This is a genomic window from Nocardia sp. NPDC005998 (genome assembly GCF_040614395.1).
Taxonomy (GTDB): domain Bacteria; phylum Actinomycetota; class Actinomycetes; order Mycobacteriales; family Mycobacteriaceae; genus Nocardia.
The window spans coordinates 83,418-102,369 of the sequence record NZ_JBEXUI010000016.1; the positions used below are offsets into that span (position 1 = coordinate 83,418).

Consider the following 18,952-nt stretch of genomic DNA (forward strand, 5'->3'; position numbering starts at 1 on the left):
GACGCTCCCATGAATGTGCTCGCCGGACCTCCCTGTGCCGGCAATATTTGACAGCTTAACCATCGGTGTGCCGATACACTTCCCAGGACCAAAATGTATGAGTATCACGGGATTTGACGATGACCGAAGCTTTGACGTCGGATCCGGTCGCCGCTGCGCCGGATCTGTGCCGCGTTTCCGTGGTGGGGGGCAACACGCAAATAGACGTGGGACTACCCGCGACCGTGCCGGTGGCCGAGTTCATGGCCGACGTGGTCGACATGATCGATTCGCGCGACCACGACCCCACCGAGTCCGAAGACGCGCCCGTCCTCGCCAGGCATTGGACGCTGGCGCGGTTGGGCCACGATCCGATTTCGCCGGACGCCACCCTGACCGACGCCGGCGTGTTCGATGGCGAGTTGCTGGTCTTGCGGGCGGCCGGTACGAGTGACGCGCCCGCCTTGTTCGACGACGTCATCGACGCGGTGGCGCGCCTGACCGAGAGCACCTTCCGTGGATGGAACGCGGCGTCGGCCGCGGTGATGGGCCAGGCCGCGGCCGTGCTGTCCGCTGTGGGCGCACTCGTGCTGCTCGTGGTGGCGAAGCAACGCGGCAGCGGTGTCGTCGCGGGGTCCGTCGCGGAAGCGGTTGGCGTGGCGGCCTTGGTCGCGGCGCTCATCATGGCGCGAAAGTATGCGGCGGGCACCTCGGAGCGAGGCAACGGCATATTCGCGAGCGCATCTGTCGTGCTGTCGTTGTGCGCGCTGGCGCTGGTGGGACCTGGTGCGGCACTGTTTGTTCCGGACGCGCTCGGTCCGCCGCACACTGTGGTGGCAGTGTCGGTGACATTGGTCGTCGCGGTAGCCGCCTATCGGCTGACGGGCGTCGGCGCGACGGTGTTCGCCGCGGTCATCACACTGTCGGTATTCGGCGTCGGCTTTGGTTTGGTGACCATGCTGTGGCACAACCCGCTCGCGAAGGTGGGCGCGGGATTACTGGTGGCAGCGCTCGCGGCGGTGTCGGCGGCCGCGCGGGTCGCGATGGCCGCCGCGCGGCTGCCGGTACCGCCCGTCCCGACAGCCGGTGGCGCGATTGATCCGGCCGATCACGAGCCGCGTCCGACGATCGAGGGCATCGGCGCGATCGGCGCGACCGCGTTGCCGTCGGCAGTGGGGCTGGCCGAGCGGGCCAGGGTCGCCAACGAGTATCAGTCCGGCTTTGTCATCGGCGCGACAATCGCCGCGGTCGCCGGTGCGGTCCTGGCTGCCGACCCTGCCGGTGAACCTCGTTGGCAGGGTGTCACTCTGGCGCTGGTCGCCGGAGTGCTCCTATGCCTGAGAGGGCGGGCGTTCGCGGACCGAACACAAGCATGCGCGCTGATCTCGGGTGGTTGTCTCACGCTGCTCGCGGTGCTGCTCGGCCTCGGATTCGGCAGCGGCGCGGGCCCGATCACGGCCGCTGGCGTATTGCTGGGTGCGGGTGCGATCGCCATGGTCGTCGGTTTCGGCGGGCCGTTGTTCGAGATCTCGCCGGTCGCCCGGCGATCCGGGGAGATCGTCGAGTACCTGATGATCGTGGCCATCGTGCCTCTGGTGTTCTGGATCATGGACTTCTACGCGGCGGCCCGCGGGTTATGAAGCCCCAGCGCTGGGTGGGCGCGGTGCTGGCGATCGCGGTGGCGGTCTTCGGAGTTCCGGTGGCGGGGGCGGTGCCGCCGCCGGTCGTCGATCCGGGCGCGGCGCCCCTGCCGGGGCTGCCCGCGCATCCACCGGAGGAGGCCGTGCAGCGCTCGCAGTGCGCGAAACCGGTGTTGACCGGCGGGCTGCCGAAGACGGCACCGCGGGCGCAGCGGATTCTGGACCTGCCGTCGGCGTGGAAGTTCAGCACCGGTGCGGGGCAGACGGTGGCGGTAATCGACACCGGCGTCAACCAGCATCCGCGGCTGCCGGCCTTGATTCCCGGCGGGGACTATGTCTCCGGTACCGACGGGACCCTCGACTGCGACGGGCACGGCACACTCGTCGCAGGACTGATCGCCGCGCAGCCGAGTCCGGACGACGCCTTCTCGGGCGTCGCGCCGGACGCGGCGATCCTGGCGATTCGGCAGCTGAGCCTGGAGTACGAGGCGAAGGACTACAACAACCGGCAGGGTCCAGTGACCATGTCGTCCGGTGGATTCGGCAATGTCTTCACCTTGGCTCTCGCCGTCGAGCGAGCGGTGGATCTACACGCCTCGGTCATCAATATCTCCGAAGTCGCCTGCGCGGCAGCCGGAACGGACCTCGGCGACGGCGCGCTCGGGGCGGCGGTGGAGTACGCCTACGAGCACGATGTGGTCGTTGTGGCCGCCGCAGGCAATGTGCAACAGGACGGCGCCTGCAAGACGCAGAACGACGGCACCGGCTGGGATGCGGTGAGAACGGTAGCCAGCCCGGCGTGGTTCAGCCCCTACGTCTTGTCGGTCGCCTCCACCGATGACAACGGTGAGCCGTCGTCGTTCTCGCTCGATGGCCCATGGGTGAGCGTGGCCGCGCCCGGCACGAATCTGTATTCGCTCGACAGCACTCCAGGTGGTACCGGACTTGTCAACGGCATCGCCGCCGCCGACGGAGCCACCAACGGCATCAACGGCACGAGCTTCGCCAGTGCCTATGTCGCGGGCGTGGTCGCGCTGGTACGGTCGCGATTCCCGAATCTGAGCGCCGCACAGGTGATGGAGCGGGTCGTGCGCACCGCCCATGCGCCCGGCCCTGGACGCGATGACCGGCTCGGGTACGGCATCGTCGACCCGGTCGCGGCGCTGACCGCCCAAATCCCCGACCTGTCTGCGGCCGACGGCGCGAGTCGCGCAAGAGCAGTAGCACCTCCGCAGGTCGCGCGTCCGGTCGACCCCCTCCCACGCCGGATCGCCCTGATCGTGGCGATCGCGTGCGCAGTGGCCCTCGCCGCTGGGGCAGCGCTGGCGGTCGCGTTCCGCGGTCGCCGCCATCGCCGACTCACTGAAGGCGTGGACTACTAAAGCGTGTCTCCCAACCCGGTTTGAGGGTTGGTGAACACCGTCCTTCTCGGACGTCCTCGACTCACACTAGTGCGGTATAAGTGTTGGTTTCCGCGTCACTCGGGCTGGTTTCACCCACACGGATGTGTGGGCCAGCGCCTTCCCGTCGGCGGACATTGATGACCGGGGCTCGCGCTTCGGGCGCCCGAGCCTGGGTGTTGTGATGTTGTTCGCCCCAGGCGGCGAGGTTGACCGCGGCGTTGTGATCGCGGTCGAGTCGATGTCCGTTCGTGCAGGTGAAGGTCCGGTCGGCCAGGGTCAGTTCGGTGTTGCGGTCACCGCAGCACGAACCGATCTGACTCGACGGAAACCAACGATCAGCGACGACAATCGAGCCGCCGCGCCAGGCTTGCTTGTAGCTGAGTATGCGCGCGAACTCGGCCCAACCGGCGTCACTGATCGCGCGCGCCAAACAGCGGTTGCTCAACATGCCAGCCGTATTCAAGTTTTCCAGAACGAGCCGGTCGTGGGTTTTGACCAACTCCGTGGTGACCTGATGCAAGAAATGACGACGAACATTGGCGACCCACGCATGATGACGACCCAGTCGCGCGACGGCTTGTCGCCTGTTGTTGGAACCCTTCACCTTTCGCGTGACCGATTTAGCGAGGCGACGTTGCTTGCGCATCCCCGCAACCATCGGCCTCGGTGGATCATCGACACGGGCGACTTCGGTGCCGTCACGCGTCGATGCGACCAGAAACGCCGACAACCCGCGATCCACCCCCCCCAACCGCCCCGATCGGTGGCCTGCCGAGCACTGTGATGCAGGCGCAGGTGCAGATCGGCCGCCTTCACATTCAGCGTGACCCACCACCGACCCGCCCGCGAGCTGATGGTGGCGAACAAGATCTTCGCCCGTCCCATCGAGAGCATCCGCCGCAGTCGGCGGGTGTCATCGTGGACCGCGACCGTACCGATGCCGGGCAACGTCACCGATCGCGGACGGTCGTTGTCACCGACCCGGATGGCGGGTAGACCGCTGCGAGAATGCTTGTTACGCAGCCGAAAAGACCCATACCCGGAGGTCTTCTTCTTGAAGCGTGGGAATCCCACGCGGCGACCTCGGCGAGTACCACGCCGAGAATCCGACCACGCCGCCAACGCACGACCACAATCCACCGCGGCCTCTTCGAAAACCTGCTGGCACACCCGGTCACGCCACACCAACCCGGTTATCGACATCGTGGCACTGCCGGTGGTGTCGACGATGAATACCCGCCCGGCCTGCTCGGATTTCTTCCACCGGTTGAAATGGTTGATCAAGTCGAAACCCGACCACGGCACTGATGTCTCCGGATCGGTGCGGCGAGCGGTCAACGCCGACTTCACGACGTGCAGGCACTGATTGAACGCAAACCGGGCAGCACCGACGTGACGTGACAGCACCGCTCGCTGCTCGACCGTAGGGTCCAAGCAGAACCGAAACGATGTATGCCGCACCACCACGACAGCATCCCACTAGCCACCGACAGAAATACCCTGACTGCGACGACCGGACCATCGCCGACAAAGGTCATAGGTGCAGTCTGAGCGTGAGGCCCGAAGCGGCAGCGAAGCGTAACCATAAGGGCCAAGAGAAAGCCACTATTCAACACGTCGTCCTCAGCGCCACACTCGTGGCGACAACGCACTCGGTATTCGACGAACTCGCGGGTATCTCGGATTTCTCAGGGTTGGGGAGATACGTCGACCTCGGAGGAGGGGCAGGCAACGATATGGCCCGCGGGTAGGGCGCTCGAGGTGAGGTGGAACGGGCTTGGCGACAGAGGGATTCGTGCGGCTGCCGAGGATCGCGCCACCACGCTCGCCCGGTGGGGAACTGGTGCTGAACGCGCCGCCTGAACTGTCGCGCACGCTGCCGGGCGGCCTACTGGGCAAGCTGATGCCGGTCGTCATGGTGGTCGCGATGGTCGGCATGGTGGCGATGATGGTCACCACTGGCGGGCGGTCGCTGCTGAGCAACCCGTATTCGTTGATGTTCCCGATGATGATGCTGATGTCGATGGTCGGCATGTTCGCCGGTGGCGGCCGCGGCGGCGGAAAGAAGGCCGCGGAGCTGAACGAGGAACGCAAGGACTACTTCCGCTACCTCGAACAGTTGCGCCATGATGTCCGCGGGACCGCCGCGACACAGCGTGAGGCTCTGGTATGGAGCCATCCCGCACCCGACGATCTGCTGTCGCTGGTGGGCACGCGGCGGATGTGGGAACGCAGGCCGACCGACCCGGATTTCGGGCACGCCCGCATCGGCGTCGGAAGTCATCGCATCGCAACGAAATTGGCCCGCCCGGAAACGGGCCCGTTGGAAGATCTGGAACCCGTCTCGACCGTCGCGCTGCGCCGCTTCGTGCGCACGCATTCGGTGGTGCACGGGCTGCCGACGGCCATCTCCTTGCGCGCATTCCCGGCGGTGAACCTCGAAGGCGAACGCTCGGGGACACGGGCGGCGGCGCGCACGATGATCATGGCGCTGTGCGCATTCCACGGCCCCGACAATCTCTTGATAGCGATCGTGTGTGCCGATCCTGACGGCAAGGTCTGGTCGTGGGCCAAATGGCTTCCGCAAGCGCAGCACCCGACTGCCCGCGACGGCATGGGCAGCGCCCGAATGCTGTACGCGTCACTGTCGGAGCTCGAGGCGGCGCTGGCGGACGAACTGCTCGAGCGCGGCCGGTTCATGCGCAACGCCCCGCCGACGCCGGGACGTACCCACCTGATCGTGGTGATCGACGACGGCTATGTCGACGGCTCTGAGCGGACGGTGGCCGAGGCGGGCCTGGACTCGGTGACGGTGCTGGACCTCACCGCGCCACCAGCGGGCCTGGCCGTGCGGCGCGGTCTGCAATTGGTGGTGTCCGATGGCACGGTGTCGGCGAAATCGGCGGGTGGGGTGGAGAAATTCGCGACCGTCGACAACGTCACACATGCCGAGGCGACGGCTTTCGCACGGCATCTCGCCAGATACCGCATCGCTACCGTCACGCAGATCGTCAACTTGGGCGACGAGACGCGCACGGATCCGGGTTTGATGAGCCTGCTGAAGATTCCCGACGCGGCGCAGATCGATCCGGACGTCGTATGGCGCCCGCGCAGTGGGCGGGAGCGATTGCGCGTTCCGATCGGCGTGACACCCGATGGCACGCCGGTCGAAATCGACATCAAGGAAGCCGCCGAGAACGGCATGGGTCCGCACGGGCTGTGCATCGGCGCGACCGGCTCTGGCAAGTCGGAATTCCTTCGCACTCTGGTGCTTTCACTGGTCACGACCCATTCGCCGGATCTGCTCAACCTGGTGCTGGTCGACTTCAAGGGCGGTGCCACATTCCTCGGCTTGGACCCGCTGCCGCATGTCGCGGCGGTGATCACCAACCTCGAGCAAGAGCTGTCGATGGTGGACCGAATGCGCGACGCGTTGGCGGGCGAACTCAATCGCAGGCAGGAGTTGCTCCGCTCGGCGGGCAATTTCGCCAATGTCACCGAGTACGAGCGCGCTCGCGCGGGTGGAGCGGCGCTCGATCCGCTGCCCGCGCTGTTCATCATCGTCGACGAGTTCTCCGAGCTGTTGTCCCAGAAGCCTGATTTCGCGGAGCTGTTCGTGATGATCGGCCGTCTGGGCAGGTCACTGCGGGTGCACCTGCTGCTGGCGTCGCAGCGGCTGGAGGAGAACAAGCTGCGTGGCCTCGACTCCCATCTGTCGTACCGGATCGGCTTGCGAACCTTCTCGGCCACCGAGTCGCGCCAAGTGCTCGGTATCTCCGATGCGTACCACTTGCCGAGCGTGCCCGGTTCGGCCTTCCTCAAGAGCGACGCGGCCGACCCGTTGCGGTTCAACACCACCTATGTCTCGGGACCGTATGCCTCGCCGCGTGGTTCGCGCCAGGCCGGTGGCAAGGCGATCGGCGGGCAGTCGGCGCTGCGGTTCACCGCCCGGCAGGTAGCGGCCGTCGAGAATGCTGTGCCCGCCGCTCCGGTGCGGGTGGAGTTGCCGGATCTGGACGCCTTGGTCGGCCCGGCGCCGGTCGGCCCGGAGCAAACCCTGCTGCAGGTGGTCGTGGAACGGCTCACCGGACACGGCAGGTCTGCGCACGAGGTGTGGCTTCCGCCGCTGGATGTCTCGCCGAGTGTGGACAAGATGCTGCCGAACCGGGACCCAATGGCGGAGTCGAATCGGCATGGGCGCTTGTGGATGCCGGTCGGCATCGTCGACAAGCCCTACGAGCAGAAACGCGACGTGCTCACCATCGATCTTTCGGGTGGCCTCGGCAACGTCGCCGTGGTCGGCGGGCCGCAGTCGGGCAAGTCGACCGCACTGCGGACGATCATCATGGCGGCCGCCGTGACGCACACACCGGAGCAGGTGCAGTTCTACTGTCTCGACTTCGGCGGTGGGACTCTGGCCGCGCTGAACGGCCTCGCCCATGTCGGTTCGGCAGCGGGCAGGCTCGAGGGTGACCGCGTCCGGCGCACCATCGCGGAGCTGATGACGCTGATGCGTCGCCGTGAGGAGCGGTTCTTGGCGCTCGGCGTCGAGAACATGGTGGAATTCCGCAAGCGCAAGGCCGAACTCGCGCAGCTGCCCGCCGTGGAGCGGGCCGCGCATCCGCTGTCGGAAGACCAGTTCGGTGACGTGTTCCTGGTGGTGGACGGCTGGGCTGCGTTCCGCGAGGAATTCGAACCACTCGAGTCGAGTGTGAACGCCATTGCCGGGCAGGGCCTTTCCTACGGCATCCATCTGATGCTGGCCGCGTCGCGGTGGCTGGAGATCCGTCCGGTGGTCAAGGACCAGCTCGGCACCCGGCTGGAGCTGCGCCTCGGCGACCCTGGCGACTCCGAGATGAACCGGCGGGCGGCGGTGCATGTCCCGGTGGGGCGGCCCGGCCGCGGCATCACGCCGCAAGGCCTGCACATGCTGATGGCGTTGCCGCGGTTGGATTCCGACACCGACGCGAGCACGTTGTCCGAAGGCGTGACTGCCGCGAAGGAGGCGCTGGCCGCAGCGTATCCCGGCAGGCGTGCGCCTGAGGTTCGGATGCTGCCCGCCCGGATTCCCCGTGGAGACATCATCGCCGCCGCGGCCGCGGCGGGCGTGGATCTAGGTCCCACCCGAGTGGCGATCGGTTTGGGAGAGTCCGAACTACAGCCGGTGGTCCTGGATTTCGATGCCCAGCCGCACCTGATGGTGTTCGCCGACGTGGAATCGGGCAAGACGACACTGCTGCGCACCATCGTCACCGGTGTGGTCGAGCGAAGCACGCCCGAGCAGGCGCGGGTCGTGCTCATCGACTACCGGCGCACCATGCTGGGCATCGTCGAGGGCGAGCACCTGGCCGGGTACTCGACCTCCGCGCAGACCTCTCTCGGGATGCTGAAGGAGGTCGCCGGGTACTTGGCCAATCGCATTCCGGGAGCAGACATCACACCGCAGCAACTGCGCGAGCGCAGCTGGTGGACCGGCCCGGAAGTCTATGTCGTCGTCGACGACTACGACATGGTTGCGTCCAACAACCCGCTGCTGCCGCTGCTGGATCTGCTTCCACAGGCCCGCGACATCGGCCTACATGTGATCGTCGCACGGCGGGCGGGCGGCGCGGGCCGAGCGTTGTACGACCCGGTGTTGGGGCCGCTGAAGGATCTGTCGGTGGACGCCCTGCTCATGAGCGCCCCGAAAGACGAGGGCGTCTTGCTGGGTGGGGTCAAGTCGACGAAGCTGCCGCCCGGCCGGGGCACGTTGGTGTCGCGAAGCCGGGACAACGAAATGATCCAGGTGAGCTATCTTCCGCCGTTGTGACGGTGGCCGGTTCGAACAGGAGCGACCATGCAGGACAGCACCGAAGACGGCGGCGTGCCGAGTCTGGCATCGGGCACCGAAGACGGCGGCGACCAGCCGGACGTCGGCGTCATACTCGGCCGTGGCGATCGTCGTGATGGTGCCGCCGATGCGGAGGTGAATGCTGACGAGCCGTTCCCTGAGGGGCAGCGGCTGTCGCGGCAGGCGTATCTCAATGGTTCGACATCGGCGGTGGTGAGCGCCCCCCACACAGCGGCCTCGGCCATGCTGCCCTGACGAGCGGCGGTATGGCCGCGCCTGTACCGGTGATTGCAACCGTCATGACCGGCGCGCCGGTGTCGTCGGTGCAGTCATCTTCGTCGCCTCCTGGCCGTCTCGGATCGACCTCTAGTCTGCCCAGGAAACCAGTGTCGAATGATCCGTGGTCTCACGGAGATACGGATTGTGATGCGAGACTTCTCGATGGTCGGTTGTGTTAAGGGCTTCGTCGAGCCGGAGGTTCGGGTGGTTGGAGGCAGGGCAGGTCGGTTTCCGATCAGCTCGGGATCGGCGGCGGGGTTCGGGTTCGATTCTTCGCAGGTGATCGGACGAGATGAGGAGCTCGGGCGGATCTCGTCGGTGGCGGAACCGGCCATCGCCGGCCGCGGCGGCATCGTGATGCTCAAAGGCGAGCCGGGCATCGGCAAGACGGCAATGCTCACGGTGATCTCCCGCGCCCTTGCTGAGCGAGGGATGCGGGTATGCCACGGCAGCGCACGGGAATTGGAGCAGGCTGTCGGGTTCGCGGCGATCGGTGCGTGTCTGGGATTGGAGCGGCCGTCGTCCGAGCCGATGCTGGAGCGGGCCAGAACGATATTGTTCGGCCAAATCGGCTCCGCGATGCCGCAATCCGGTCACGACTATGCCGTCGTCGAGACACTACTGTCGCTGATCGACACCTGGTGCAGCACCGGACCGGTCGCTGTGATCCTCGACGACGCGCAGTGGGCGGATCCGGCGAGCCTGATGACACTGCAGCGACTCGGCGAGATGGCGTTCGATCTGCCGCTGTTCGTCATGGTGGCCACGCGGCAATGGTCGGCCGGTCACCCGTTGGCGGCTTTCTGGCCGCGGCTCGAGGCCAAAGGGGCGGTCACGGTGCGCCTCGGCGCCTTGAGCGAGGCTGCCGTCTCGACATTGGTGGAGCGGACACTGGGTGCTCGCGCCGATCCATCGCTGATGGCAACGGTTGCCCGCGCTGACGGCAACCCGTTGTGTGTCGAGGTGCTGATGTCCGGATTGCTCGAGGACGGTGCGATCGCTGTCGTCGACGGAGTGGCGGAACCGAGCAGACAGATGTCAGCGGCGCGGCTGCCGAAATCAGTGACCGACGAGATTCGGCGCAGACTGGACTCGCTACTGGTGGGCGACCGGCATCTGTTGTCGATGGCCGCGGCGCTGGGAGCCAGCGTGGAGGTGGTGGAGTTATCCTCGATCCTGGGCGAGTCGGTGATCACGATCTGGAGTGCGATAGCCGCGGCCATCGAGGTGGGGCTCCTCATCCGGGATGATGAGCGCATCGCCTTCCGACACGATGTGTTCCAGCAGGCAATTGCCGATCGGCTGCCCGTCTCGTCCCAGGACTCGTTGCGTCGGCGCGCGGCGATCACCCTGATGTCGATGGAAGCTCCGGTCGAACGGGTCGCCGCGTATCTGTCGGCGGGACCAGGCCCGATCGAACCGCGAGGGATCGTCTGGCTGGCTGAATCGGTCGACGCCCTGCTGGTGCGTGCGCCGGAGACGGCGATCGGATTGCTGGAACGCGTGGTGAATACCGGCGGAATCGACACGTCCACATCGCAGCGACTCGAACTGGGTTATGTGCGGGCGCTGTTGCGCAGCGGCCGCCTGGTGGATGCCGAGTCCTTTGCCCGTCAAGTGTTGGCGCAGGATCGCGCGGAGGCCGATGAACCCACCGCCGTACATCTGGGTCTGTTGCGATGGCTGTTGGCACAGGCATGTTTCGCCCAAGGACGGATGGACGCCACGGCGGAGGTAGCCGAGGCCACCTTGGCTCGGCCGGGCATGACGCCCGAGGCGAAGGGGCGGTACCACGGGTTCTTGGCGCTGACGTATCTGTCCGGCGAACGGTACGACGACGTGGAGCAGTTCGGGCAGTTGGCCGTCTCGGTCGGAGACTCGTACGACGACCTGATCGCGACCGGCATGGGCTGCACCGCGCTGAGTGGATTGCGTTATGCGAAGGGCTATCTGGACGACGCCCTCGTCTTCAGCGATCGGGTCCTGGCCGCAGCGGCGAGGCAGGGCGGCGGCGCGGCGGATCAATTCGACGTCCACTTGATCCGCGGCAATATCCTGATCGAGCTGGATCGGCTCGACGAAGCCGACGGCACATTCACCGCGGCGGCCCGCGATCGCGAGCTGGTGTCGCACATGAGACCGGCACACCAGTTTTCGCGGGCACGCACCCGATTCGTGGCCGGCGAATGGGATGACGCCATCGCCGAAATGGCGACGTTGCAGGACTTCTCGGACAGCTACGGTTACGCCGCGCCGATGCAGAATCTGCGTGCGCTCATCGCGTTGCGTCGCGGCTCGGCCGTGCCCGACCTCGCTGTGCACGACGAATCCGATCGGCGTTTCGGCAACCGGACGTATCTCCATCTGGGCGCCTGGGTGCGGGCCGTGACGAGTGAGGGGCAAGGCAGACCGGACGAGGCCCTGCAGATCCTGGCCGAAGCCGTCCATCAATATGCCGACACATTATGTTCGGCAACCCTTTACTACATCTATCCCGACCTCGCCCGGCTGGCCGCGATGGGCCGCGACCCGCTGATCGCCGAGCAGGTGGCGGTGGCCTCCGAGGAACTCGCGCGCAGACAGCCGACCGCGAGTCGGCGTGCCACGGCCGCGTTGTGTCGAGGATTGCTAGCAGGCCGATCCGATCTGCTCGGCGCGGCCTTTGAAGCGTTTCAGGCGGCCGGGCGGCCGTGGTATGCGGCTCAGGCCCTGGAAAGCCTTGCGGCGCAGCTTGTCCACGACGGACAGGGGAGTGAGGCCAACCGCACGCTGGACCGGGCGCTGGGGTTGTATGCGGATCTGGGCTGCGAATGGGACATCGCCCGAGCCGAGACGCGATTGCGGGGGCTGGGCCTTCGGCGCGGTCGCGGTGGCCGGCGTAATCGGCCCAAGCATGGCATGGCGGCGCTGACCGTCACCGAACGGAAGGTGGCCGAGTTGGTGGCACAGGGCTGTTCGAACTCCGATATCGCCGAATCCATGTTCCTGTCTCGACGCACCGTGGAAACCCATGTGTCGAGTATTCTCGCCAAGCTCGGGCTGAATTCCCGTGTCCTCGTGGCCATCGCATTCAGTGCTGATTCGCGTAACTGACCGCGCGACGGCAGGTCGAGCTTGCCCAGGATGCTGGAGACGGTGAGCTCAGCGTACGACCGCGCTCGCGCCGAGGGGCCACGATGTCTCCATTTTGACTGCCGCACAGGTGATGGAGCGGGCCACCCGCACGTCCCACGCTCCTGGTACAGGTCGCGACGATCGGCTCGGGTATGGAATCGTCGACCCTGTCGCAGCACTGACAGCCCAGATCCCTGGCCAGGCGCCGGTCGACGGTTCGAGCATCGCCCATGCGGCCGCGCCCCGCACCCAGCGGCCCCGGTCGACCCTCGGCCGCGTCGGATCGCGGTGATCGTAACGATCGTCTGTGCAGTTGCTCTCGCGGTCGGCTCGGCTCTGGCGGTCCCGTTTCGCGGGTCGCCGATTCACCGACGGTGTCGACTACTGAATCGCGCCACACCCTCTCGGCTTCTCGCCACTGGGGAGATTTGTCGACGTGTGCAATTGACCGACCAACAATGTGGGTCTTGCGATGGGCACTAGCGGTGAGGTGGAACAGGCTTGGCGACAGAGGGTTTCGGGCGGCTGCAGAGGATCGTGCCGCCACGTCCGCCCGGTGGGGAGGTGGTGCTCAATCCACCGCCTGAGCCGACGCGCTCGCTGCCTGGTGGCCTGCTCGGCAAATTGATGCCGGTGGTCATGGTCGTCGCGATGGTCGGCATGGTGGCGATGATGATCACCGCGGGCGGGCGATCCGTGTTGAGTAACCCGTTGTCGCTGACGTTCCCGATGATGCTGATGTCGATGTCGGTATGTTCGTGACACCCCAGCAGCTGTGTGAGCGCAGCTGGTGGACCGACCATGAGGTCTGCATCGTCGTCGACGACAACGACATGGTCGCGTCGAACAATCCGCTGCTCGATCTGCTCCCGCAGGCTAGCGACATCGGTCTGCACGTGATCATCGCCCGCTGTGCGGGTGGGGCGAGCCGGGCACTCTACGACCCGGTCCTCTGTCCACTCGCGGAACTGTCGGTCGATGCTCTGCTGATGAGCCCATCAAAGGACGAAGGCGTGTTGGTGGGCGGGGGCAAGTCGACGAAGCTCCCGCCCGGACGCGGCACGTTGGTCTCGCGCACGAGAACGAGATGAATTCAGGTCAGCTACCTTCCGTCACTGTGACGGCGGATGGTTCTATTCAGGAGCCACGATGCAGGACACCCCCGAAAGCGAACTGGACGACAAGCCGGATGTCGGTTTCACCCTCGGCTCCGGCAGCGCCTCCAAAGACGGAGCTAGAGCCGAGCCGCCACACTCACCTGCGCCCGAGGCGCCGGATGAGCTGGGGGAGACAGCGGGTTCGCTTGAACAGCAGGCCGAGGAATTGGCCTACGACATCGGTAGGCAACTCGCGGCGGCCGCACCTCGGGGTTGGACGCGATTGGACGCGGTGTTCTCCGTGACGTTCACGGAGACGTTCCAGCGAGTGTTCTACATGGTCGCCGATGGGACTGTTGTTGAGGCTGTGCCAAGTGAGTTGCTGGTGATATCGGTGCGGGCCCAGCGGGAGTTGGTGGCCGAATTCGAGGGGGAGCCGTGGTGGCGGATGATCGTCGGTCTTAGTGTGGATGGTGAGATCACGGTCGACTACGACTATGGCGACGAGCCGTTTCCGGACGGGCAGCTGTTGTCGCAACAGGCGTATCTCAATGACCTCCAGGTGTTTCCACGCGAACGGGTGCCGCTGTGGCTGGCCGCCTACATCGCCGATGACGGTCGGCAGACCCGGACTGCCGAGCGGGCGGCGTTTCAGGCGGAGTTGGACCGCGTCGCTGGTGCGCGGGCCACGCTCACCGAGAACGAGTTTCCGCCGCTGGGTGTCTTGTGGGCGCGGTGGGCGATGTTGGCGGCGGTGTTCATGGCGACTGGATCGCGGCGAGGTCCGCGGATTCTCCCGTCGTTGGGGTGGTTCGAGGGGGCGGCGCGCAGTGGCAGCACGTTGTTTCTGGTGCCGGGTGGCCGTGCGGTGTTGTCGGGCGGTTTGTGGAACGCGCCCGAGTTGGAGGCGGCGTACAACGGCGTGGGTTCGATGCCTGAGTTGTATCGCGGTGCGCCGTATTGGGTTGCCAACCAGGTGCTCAATCCGCGTGCATCGCAAGGCATTTTGTCGTTCTGCTATTGGTGGGACGGAACCGGCTGGTACCGAGGCGATTCGCCGTCTGCGACCGAGTTCGCGTCAGCTATTCCCGGCATCTGGACGGCGGAGACGGTGGTCGATCTGGTTGCCGCGAGATTCGGCGACGAAGCTGACCAACGTGTCCGTGCCGCAGCGGGTGCCTTGTTGTCGGCGGCGGAACGGGCAGAGGTTGGCCGCGCGCATCTGGTGGATCTGCTCGCTGAGGACTCCGAATTCGACCTCGACGGTGCCTATTACCAGTTTTGCCTCGCGGGCCTCACTGCGCCCGAGATAGCCACGATCACTGCGGACAATGCCAAACACCTTGTGCGCCAATACTTCACAGACGCGGGGTTGGACGCTTCGGACTATCCGCTCGACGACCTTGTCGCCGAGCGGATCGATGTCGGCTGGATGCTGTGGGCGCCTACCCGCCCCGGTGAGATCGTGCTCGGCCGCGCGCTGTTCTACGTCGCGGACGACGGCATCGTCGACCGATCTTCCTCATCGCAGCCACCGCAGGACTACGCCGCCGAATTCGCCGAGAGATACCGCGCCCGTCTCGCCAGGGCGATCTAGTGTCCTGGTCCTGAAATCTTCGCCATATATTTGGCGAGGGAGTCGAGGATCTCCTCGGAGGTTTTGCGCCAGACGAACGGTTTTGGGTCGGCGTTCCAGTTGTCGATCCAGCTGTTGACGTCTTTTTCCAGTGCCGCAACGCTTTTGTGGACGCCTCGGCGCAGGAGTTGGTCGGTGAGGAACCCGAACCAGTGCTCCACCTGGTTCATCCAGGAGGAGCCGGTCGGGGTGAAATGCATGTGGAAGCGGGGGTGTTTGGCGAGCCAGGCGTTGATGGCCGGGGTTTTGTGGGTGGCCAGGTTGTCGCAGACCAGGTGCACGTCCAGTTCGGCAGGCACGGCTTTGTCGATCGCGACCAGGAATTCTTGAACTCGGCTGCCCGGTGCTGCGGGTAGAGTTTCGAGATCACGGTGCCATCAGCGATATTGAACGCTGCGAACAGGTCACTCACACCGTGACGTTGATAGTCGTGGCTGCGGCGTTCGGGCATGCCGGGCATCATCGGTAGCACCGGCTGGGAGCGGTCGAGGGCCTGCATACCGGATTTTTCGTCCACGCACAGCACGACCGCCCGCTCCGGCGGGTTGTGGTAGAGACCGACGACGTCGACGACCTTGTCCACGAATTGCGGATCGGTGGACAGTTTGAATCCGTCGACCAGGTGTGGTTTCAACTCGAATTTGCTCCAGATCCGTCCGATCGTCGTGCGCGAGAGGCCAGTTCGCTTCGCCATCGACGACCTGGTCCAGTGCGTGGCGTTCGGTGGCGAGAGTTCCAGGGTGGTGATCAGCACGTCTTCGACCTGGTCGAGCAGGATCGACGGCGGCCGCCCGGGACGGGGCTCGTCGACCAGGCCCGCGAGACGTTGCTCGACGAACCGGCGCCGCCACCGGGCCACGGTGGACTCCATCACCCGCAGATCGGCGGCCACCTGCTTGTTCGAACCGCCCGCGGCGCACGCGAGCACGATCTTGGATCGCAACGCCAACGCCTGCGCGGTCTTCGCCCGACGCGACCAGCGCGTCAACTGATCGCGCTCGTCATCGGTCAGCACCAACTCCGCTTTCGGCCGCCCCGCCCGCTCGCCGTCGCTCAATCCATCCAGCCGTGATTCGCGAAACCGCTTGCGCCACTTGCCCACCGTCATCGCGGTCACACCGACATCGGCGGCCAACCGCTCATACACCACGCCGGGTTCAGCGCACCCGAGCACAATCCGCGCCCGCACCGCCACCCGCGCCGACCCCGCCCGCGACCACGCGACAAGCTGCTCCCGTTCGTCATCGGTCAGCTCGAACTCGACATCGTCACGCCCGGAACCCGCCACCCCAACACCATCGATAATTAGAAGTCGAATTTCAGGACCGACACACTAGTCGACTGTTCAAATTAGTTCGTGGCAATACATACCCCCAGTGATATTCCCGCAGCCGGGAAGGTACTTCAGGCGTTTCCCGGGGTTGGGAACATCCGGTGACGCCTTTCGGACTGTTCGAGCACTGCGTCCGCATCGGATCGGCGTGATCGTGGCGCCTGCGGGGTTGACTCTCACCATCGGCTCGGCGCCGGCGATCCCGTTCCGCGGCCGCCTCCCCCGCCGGCTCACCGAAGGCGTCGACTACTGATTGCTTCTCAGCGGTGGGGAGATATGTCGACTTGGGGGAAGGCGTGGCCGACGATGGGATACCTGCGGACGGGCGCTCTAGGTGAGGTGGAACGGGGTTGGCGACAGAGGGTTTTGCGCGGTTGCCGAGGATCGCCCCCACGCGCGCCCGGGCGGGGAGGTGGTGTTGAACGCGCCGACGGAGCTATTCGCGGACGCTGCCCGGCGGCCCGCTTGGCAAGTTGGGCCCGCTCGTCATGGTGGGCAGGCGGCGATGATGGTCACCGACATCGGCGTGCACGTGATCTTCGCCCTGGGCCGCGGGCGGTGCGAGCCGTGCGCTTTGTGATCCGGTGCTCGGTCCCCCTTGAGGACTTGTCGGTCGGCACCCTCATGACGAGCGTTCGGAAAGACGAGGGTGCTGCTGGATGGAGTGAAGTCGACGAAGCTTCCAGCGGCCCGCGGCACGTTGGTTTCCGGCAACCGGGACAACGAGATGATTCAGGTGGACTACCTTCCACCATTGTGGCAGTGGAAGCTTCGAACGAGGAGCCACGATGCAGGACACCCCCGAAGACGACGGCTTGGCGAGTCGAGCATCGAATACCGAGCAGGGTGCTAAGCCGGATGTCGCTTTCACTCTCGGCTCCGACAGTGGCGCCCACAAGCAGTCACCGGCGCCGAAGGCGCTGAGTGCTCCTGGGAAGACCGAGGCTTCGCTCGAGGAGCAGGTGCAGGAGCTGGCCGTGGACATAGGTCGGCAGCTGGCGGCAGCTGCGCCGGAGGGCTGGACGCGGGTGGATGCGGTGTTCTCGATGACTATCACCGATGCCTTCCGGCGGGTGTTCTATGCGGTTGCCGACGACGAAAGGCACCCGAGGACTGTGGTCGAGGCGGTGCCCGACGACTCGGTGGTGATGACCGCACGGGCGCAGCGGGAGTTGGTGGCCGAGTTGGAGGGCGAGCCGTGGTGGCGGATGATCGTCGGGCTCAGCGTGGACGGTGAGATCACGGTCGACTACGACTACGGCGACGAACCTTTCCCCGAAGGTCAGCTGCTGTCGCAGCAGGCCTATCGCACCGATCTCGAGGTGTTTCCGCGTGAGCGGGTGCCGCTGTGGCTGGCGGCCTACATCGCCGGTGACGGCGGACAGACTCGTCCGGCGGCGCGGGCCGCGTTCCACGCCGAATTGGACCGCGTCGCCGGATCCCGGGCCACGTTGACCGAGAACGAGTTTCCGCCGCTGGGTGTCATGTGGGCGCGGTGGACCACACTGGCGGCGGTGTTCGTGGCGACCGGATCGCGTCGAGGTCCACGAATCCTCCCGTCGTTGGGATGGTTCGAAGGGGCGGCGCGCAGCGGCAGCACCCTGTTTCTCGTACCAGGCGGCCGTGCGGTGATGTCGGGTGGCTTGTGGAACGCGCCGGAGTTGGAACAGGCGTACAACGGCGCGGGAGAGTTGCCGGCGGTGTATCGCGGTGCGCCGTACTGGGTCGCCAACCAGGTGCTGAACCCCCGTGCGTCACAAGGAACGCTGTCCTTTTGCTATTGGTGGGACGGAACCAGCTGGTACCGAGGCGATTCGCCTTCGCCGTCCGAGTTCGCGCCCGCGGTGCCGGGCATCTGGACCGCCGAGACCGTGGTCAACTTGGTGGCTGCGCGTTTCGGCGACGAGGCCGATCGGCGCGTCCGTAGCGCGGCAGCTCGACTGTTGTCGGCGGCACAGCGGGCGCAGGTGCGTCGGGAGCATTTGGTGGATCTGCTCACCGAGGAGTCCGAATTCGACCTGGACGGCGCGTATTACCAGTTTTGCCTCGCCGGCCTTACCGCACCCGATATTTCGACCGTCACTGCGGATCGGGCGAAGGATCTCGTACACCGATTCCTCACCGACGCTGGCGTGGATGCCTCGGATCATCCGCTCGATGAGCTGGTCGCCGAGCGCCTCGACATCGGCTGGATCGTATGGGCGCCGACCGGCGACGACGAAGTCGTGCTCGGCCGGCCACTGTTCTACGTCGCAGACGACGGCATTGTCGAACGGTCTTCCTCGTCTCGGCTGTCGCAGGATTACGTCGCCGAATTCACCGACCGGTACCGTGCCCGCCTCGCCAGCACGGTGTGACGGTTCTGGCCGACCACAATTGCGGGAACAGTACGACGTCCAGCGTGCGGCGCAGGTACGGAGGTCTCGACTCAATCTCGGCGATGGATTTGCGCAACATAATCAACGAGGCCACCGGGATTCGACCCTCGATCGCCGCCGTGTTCGAACACCGTGATCTCGCCGACCTGGTGGCTTAACGTTTCGCAGGTTCGTCCACACTCTCGGCGACTGACGCAGCGCGACCTACACACGGCCGGCTGGATCGCAAGAATTTCCAGGGTTGGGAAGATCTGGTGACTGCG

General features: G+C 65.9%; 12 protein-coding genes and 2 pseudogenes. 11 read left to right on the forward strand and 3 right to left on the reverse strand.

All coding sequences use genetic code 11. From position 1 onward, the window contains the following. Positions 1–119 precede the first annotated feature (119 nt). Entirely contained in the window at positions 120–1,619 is a 1,500-nt protein-coding gene (gene eccD, locus ABZ293_RS22345; protein WP_355183420.1) for a type VII secretion integral membrane protein EccD, read from the forward strand. Next, positions 1,616–3,001 (forward strand): type VII secretion-associated serine protease mycosin, encoded by a 1,386-nt coding sequence (mycP, locus tag ABZ293_RS22350; RefSeq protein ID WP_355183422.1) that lies wholly within the window; start codon positions 1,616–1,618, stop codon positions 2,999–3,001. Before eccD ends, mycP begins: the two co-directional genes overlap by 4 nt. Before the next feature lie 61 nt (positions 3,002–3,062). Here the strand turns inward: mycP and ABZ293_RS22355 are convergent, their stop codons facing one another. Beyond that, complete coding sequence (locus tag ABZ293_RS22355; protein ID WP_355183424.1) at positions 3,063–3,857, reverse strand: transposase; 795 nt, start codon at positions 3,855–3,857, stop codon at positions 3,063–3,065. 393 nt (positions 3,858–4,250) lie between these two features. Between ABZ293_RS22355 and ABZ293_RS22360 the strand changes: the two genes are divergently transcribed. Further along, on the forward strand, positions 4,251–4,388 hold the full coding sequence (locus ABZ293_RS22360) for a hypothetical protein (RefSeq protein ID WP_355183461.1): 138 nt from the start codon (positions 4,251–4,253) through the stop codon (positions 4,386–4,388). A gap of 20 nt (positions 4,389–4,408) precedes the next feature. Here the strand turns inward: ABZ293_RS22360 and ABZ293_RS22365 are convergent. Continuing rightward, a pseudogene (locus tag ABZ293_RS22365) lies at positions 4,409–4,489 on the reverse strand (helix-turn-helix domain-containing protein); the annotation flags it as partial. A gap of 310 nt (positions 4,490–4,799) precedes the next feature. Between ABZ293_RS22365 and eccCa the strand changes: the two are divergent. The 6 genes from eccCa (at position 4,800) to ABZ293_RS22395 (ending at position 14,939) form a co-directional block, all read left to right on the forward strand. After that, entirely contained in the window at positions 4,800–8,831 is a 4,032-nt protein-coding gene (gene eccCa, locus ABZ293_RS22370; RefSeq protein ID WP_355183426.1) for a type VII secretion protein EccCa, read from the forward strand. A gap of 27 nt (positions 8,832–8,858) precedes the next feature. After that, positions 8,859–9,107: a hypothetical protein gene (locus ABZ293_RS22375; protein WP_355183428.1), complete on the forward strand. Its 249-nt coding sequence runs from the start codon at positions 8,859–8,861 to the stop codon at positions 9,105–9,107. A 303-nt stretch (positions 9,108–9,410) separates the two neighbouring features. Then, entirely contained in the window at positions 9,411–12,224 is a 2,814-nt protein-coding gene (locus ABZ293_RS22380; RefSeq protein WP_355183430.1) for an AAA family ATPase, read from the forward strand. Positions 12,225–12,746: 522 nt separating this feature from the next. Then, positions 12,747–13,007 (forward strand): hypothetical protein, encoded by a 261-nt coding sequence (locus tag ABZ293_RS22385; RefSeq protein ID WP_355183431.1) that lies wholly within the window; start codon positions 12,747–12,749, stop codon positions 13,005–13,007. Further along, a complete protein-coding gene (locus ABZ293_RS22390) occupies positions 12,998–13,336 on the forward strand; it encodes a hypothetical protein (protein WP_355183433.1) in 339 nt (112 codons plus the stop codon). The genes ABZ293_RS22385 and ABZ293_RS22390 overlap by 10 nt, the downstream gene beginning before the upstream one ends. Positions 13,337–13,394: 58 nt before the next feature. After that, complete coding sequence (locus tag ABZ293_RS22395; protein ID WP_355183435.1) at positions 13,395–14,939, forward strand: hypothetical protein; 1,545 nt, start codon at positions 13,395–13,397, stop codon at positions 14,937–14,939. Here the strand turns inward: ABZ293_RS22395 and ABZ293_RS22400 are convergent. Then, a pseudogene (locus tag ABZ293_RS22400) lies at positions 14,936–16,266 on the reverse strand (IS630 family transposase). The gene ABZ293_RS22395 and the pseudogene ABZ293_RS22400 sit on opposite strands and share 4 nt — an antisense overlap. Positions 16,267–17,099: 833 nt before the next feature. Here ABZ293_RS22400 and ABZ293_RS22405 point away from each other — a divergent pair. Both ABZ293_RS22405 and ABZ293_RS22410 read left to right on the forward strand, forming a co-directional pair. Further along, positions 17,100–18,668 (forward strand): hypothetical protein, encoded by a 1,569-nt coding sequence (locus ABZ293_RS22405; RefSeq protein ID WP_355183437.1) that lies wholly within the window; start codon positions 17,100–17,102, stop codon positions 18,666–18,668. A gap of 44 nt (positions 18,669–18,712) precedes the next feature. Continuing rightward, on the forward strand, positions 18,713–18,847 hold the full coding sequence (locus ABZ293_RS22410) for an acyl carrier protein (RefSeq protein ID WP_355183457.1): 135 nt from the start codon (positions 18,713–18,715) through the stop codon (positions 18,845–18,847). The last annotated feature ends 105 nt before the right edge of the window (positions 18,848–18,952 follow it).

Excerpts from the sequence above, each read along its gene's own strand:
- ABZ293_RS22405 (WP_355183437.1), top strand. The coding sequence starts at position 17,100 with ATGCAGGACACCCCCGAAGACGACGGCTTGGCGAGTCGAGCATCGAAT.
- ABZ293_RS22390 (WP_355183433.1), top strand. The coding sequence starts at position 12,998 with ATGTTCGTGACACCCCAGCAGCTGTGTGAGCGCAGCTGGTGGACCGAC.
- mycP (WP_355183422.1), top strand. The coding sequence starts at position 1,616 with ATGAAGCCCCAGCGCTGGGTGGGCGCGGTGCTGGCGATCGCGGTGGCG.
- ABZ293_RS22360 (WP_355183461.1), top strand. The coding sequence starts at position 4,251 with ATGAATACCCGCCCGGCCTGCTCGGATTTCTTCCACCGGTTGAAATGG.
- ABZ293_RS22375 (WP_355183428.1), top strand. The coding sequence starts at position 8,859 with ATGCAGGACAGCACCGAAGACGGCGGCGTGCCGAGTCTGGCATCGGGC.
- eccD (WP_355183420.1), top strand. The coding sequence starts at position 120 with ATGACCGAAGCTTTGACGTCGGATCCGGTCGCCGCTGCGCCGGATCTG.
- ABZ293_RS22395 (WP_355183435.1), top strand. The coding sequence starts at position 13,395 with ATGCAGGACACCCCCGAAAGCGAACTGGACGACAAGCCGGATGTCGGT.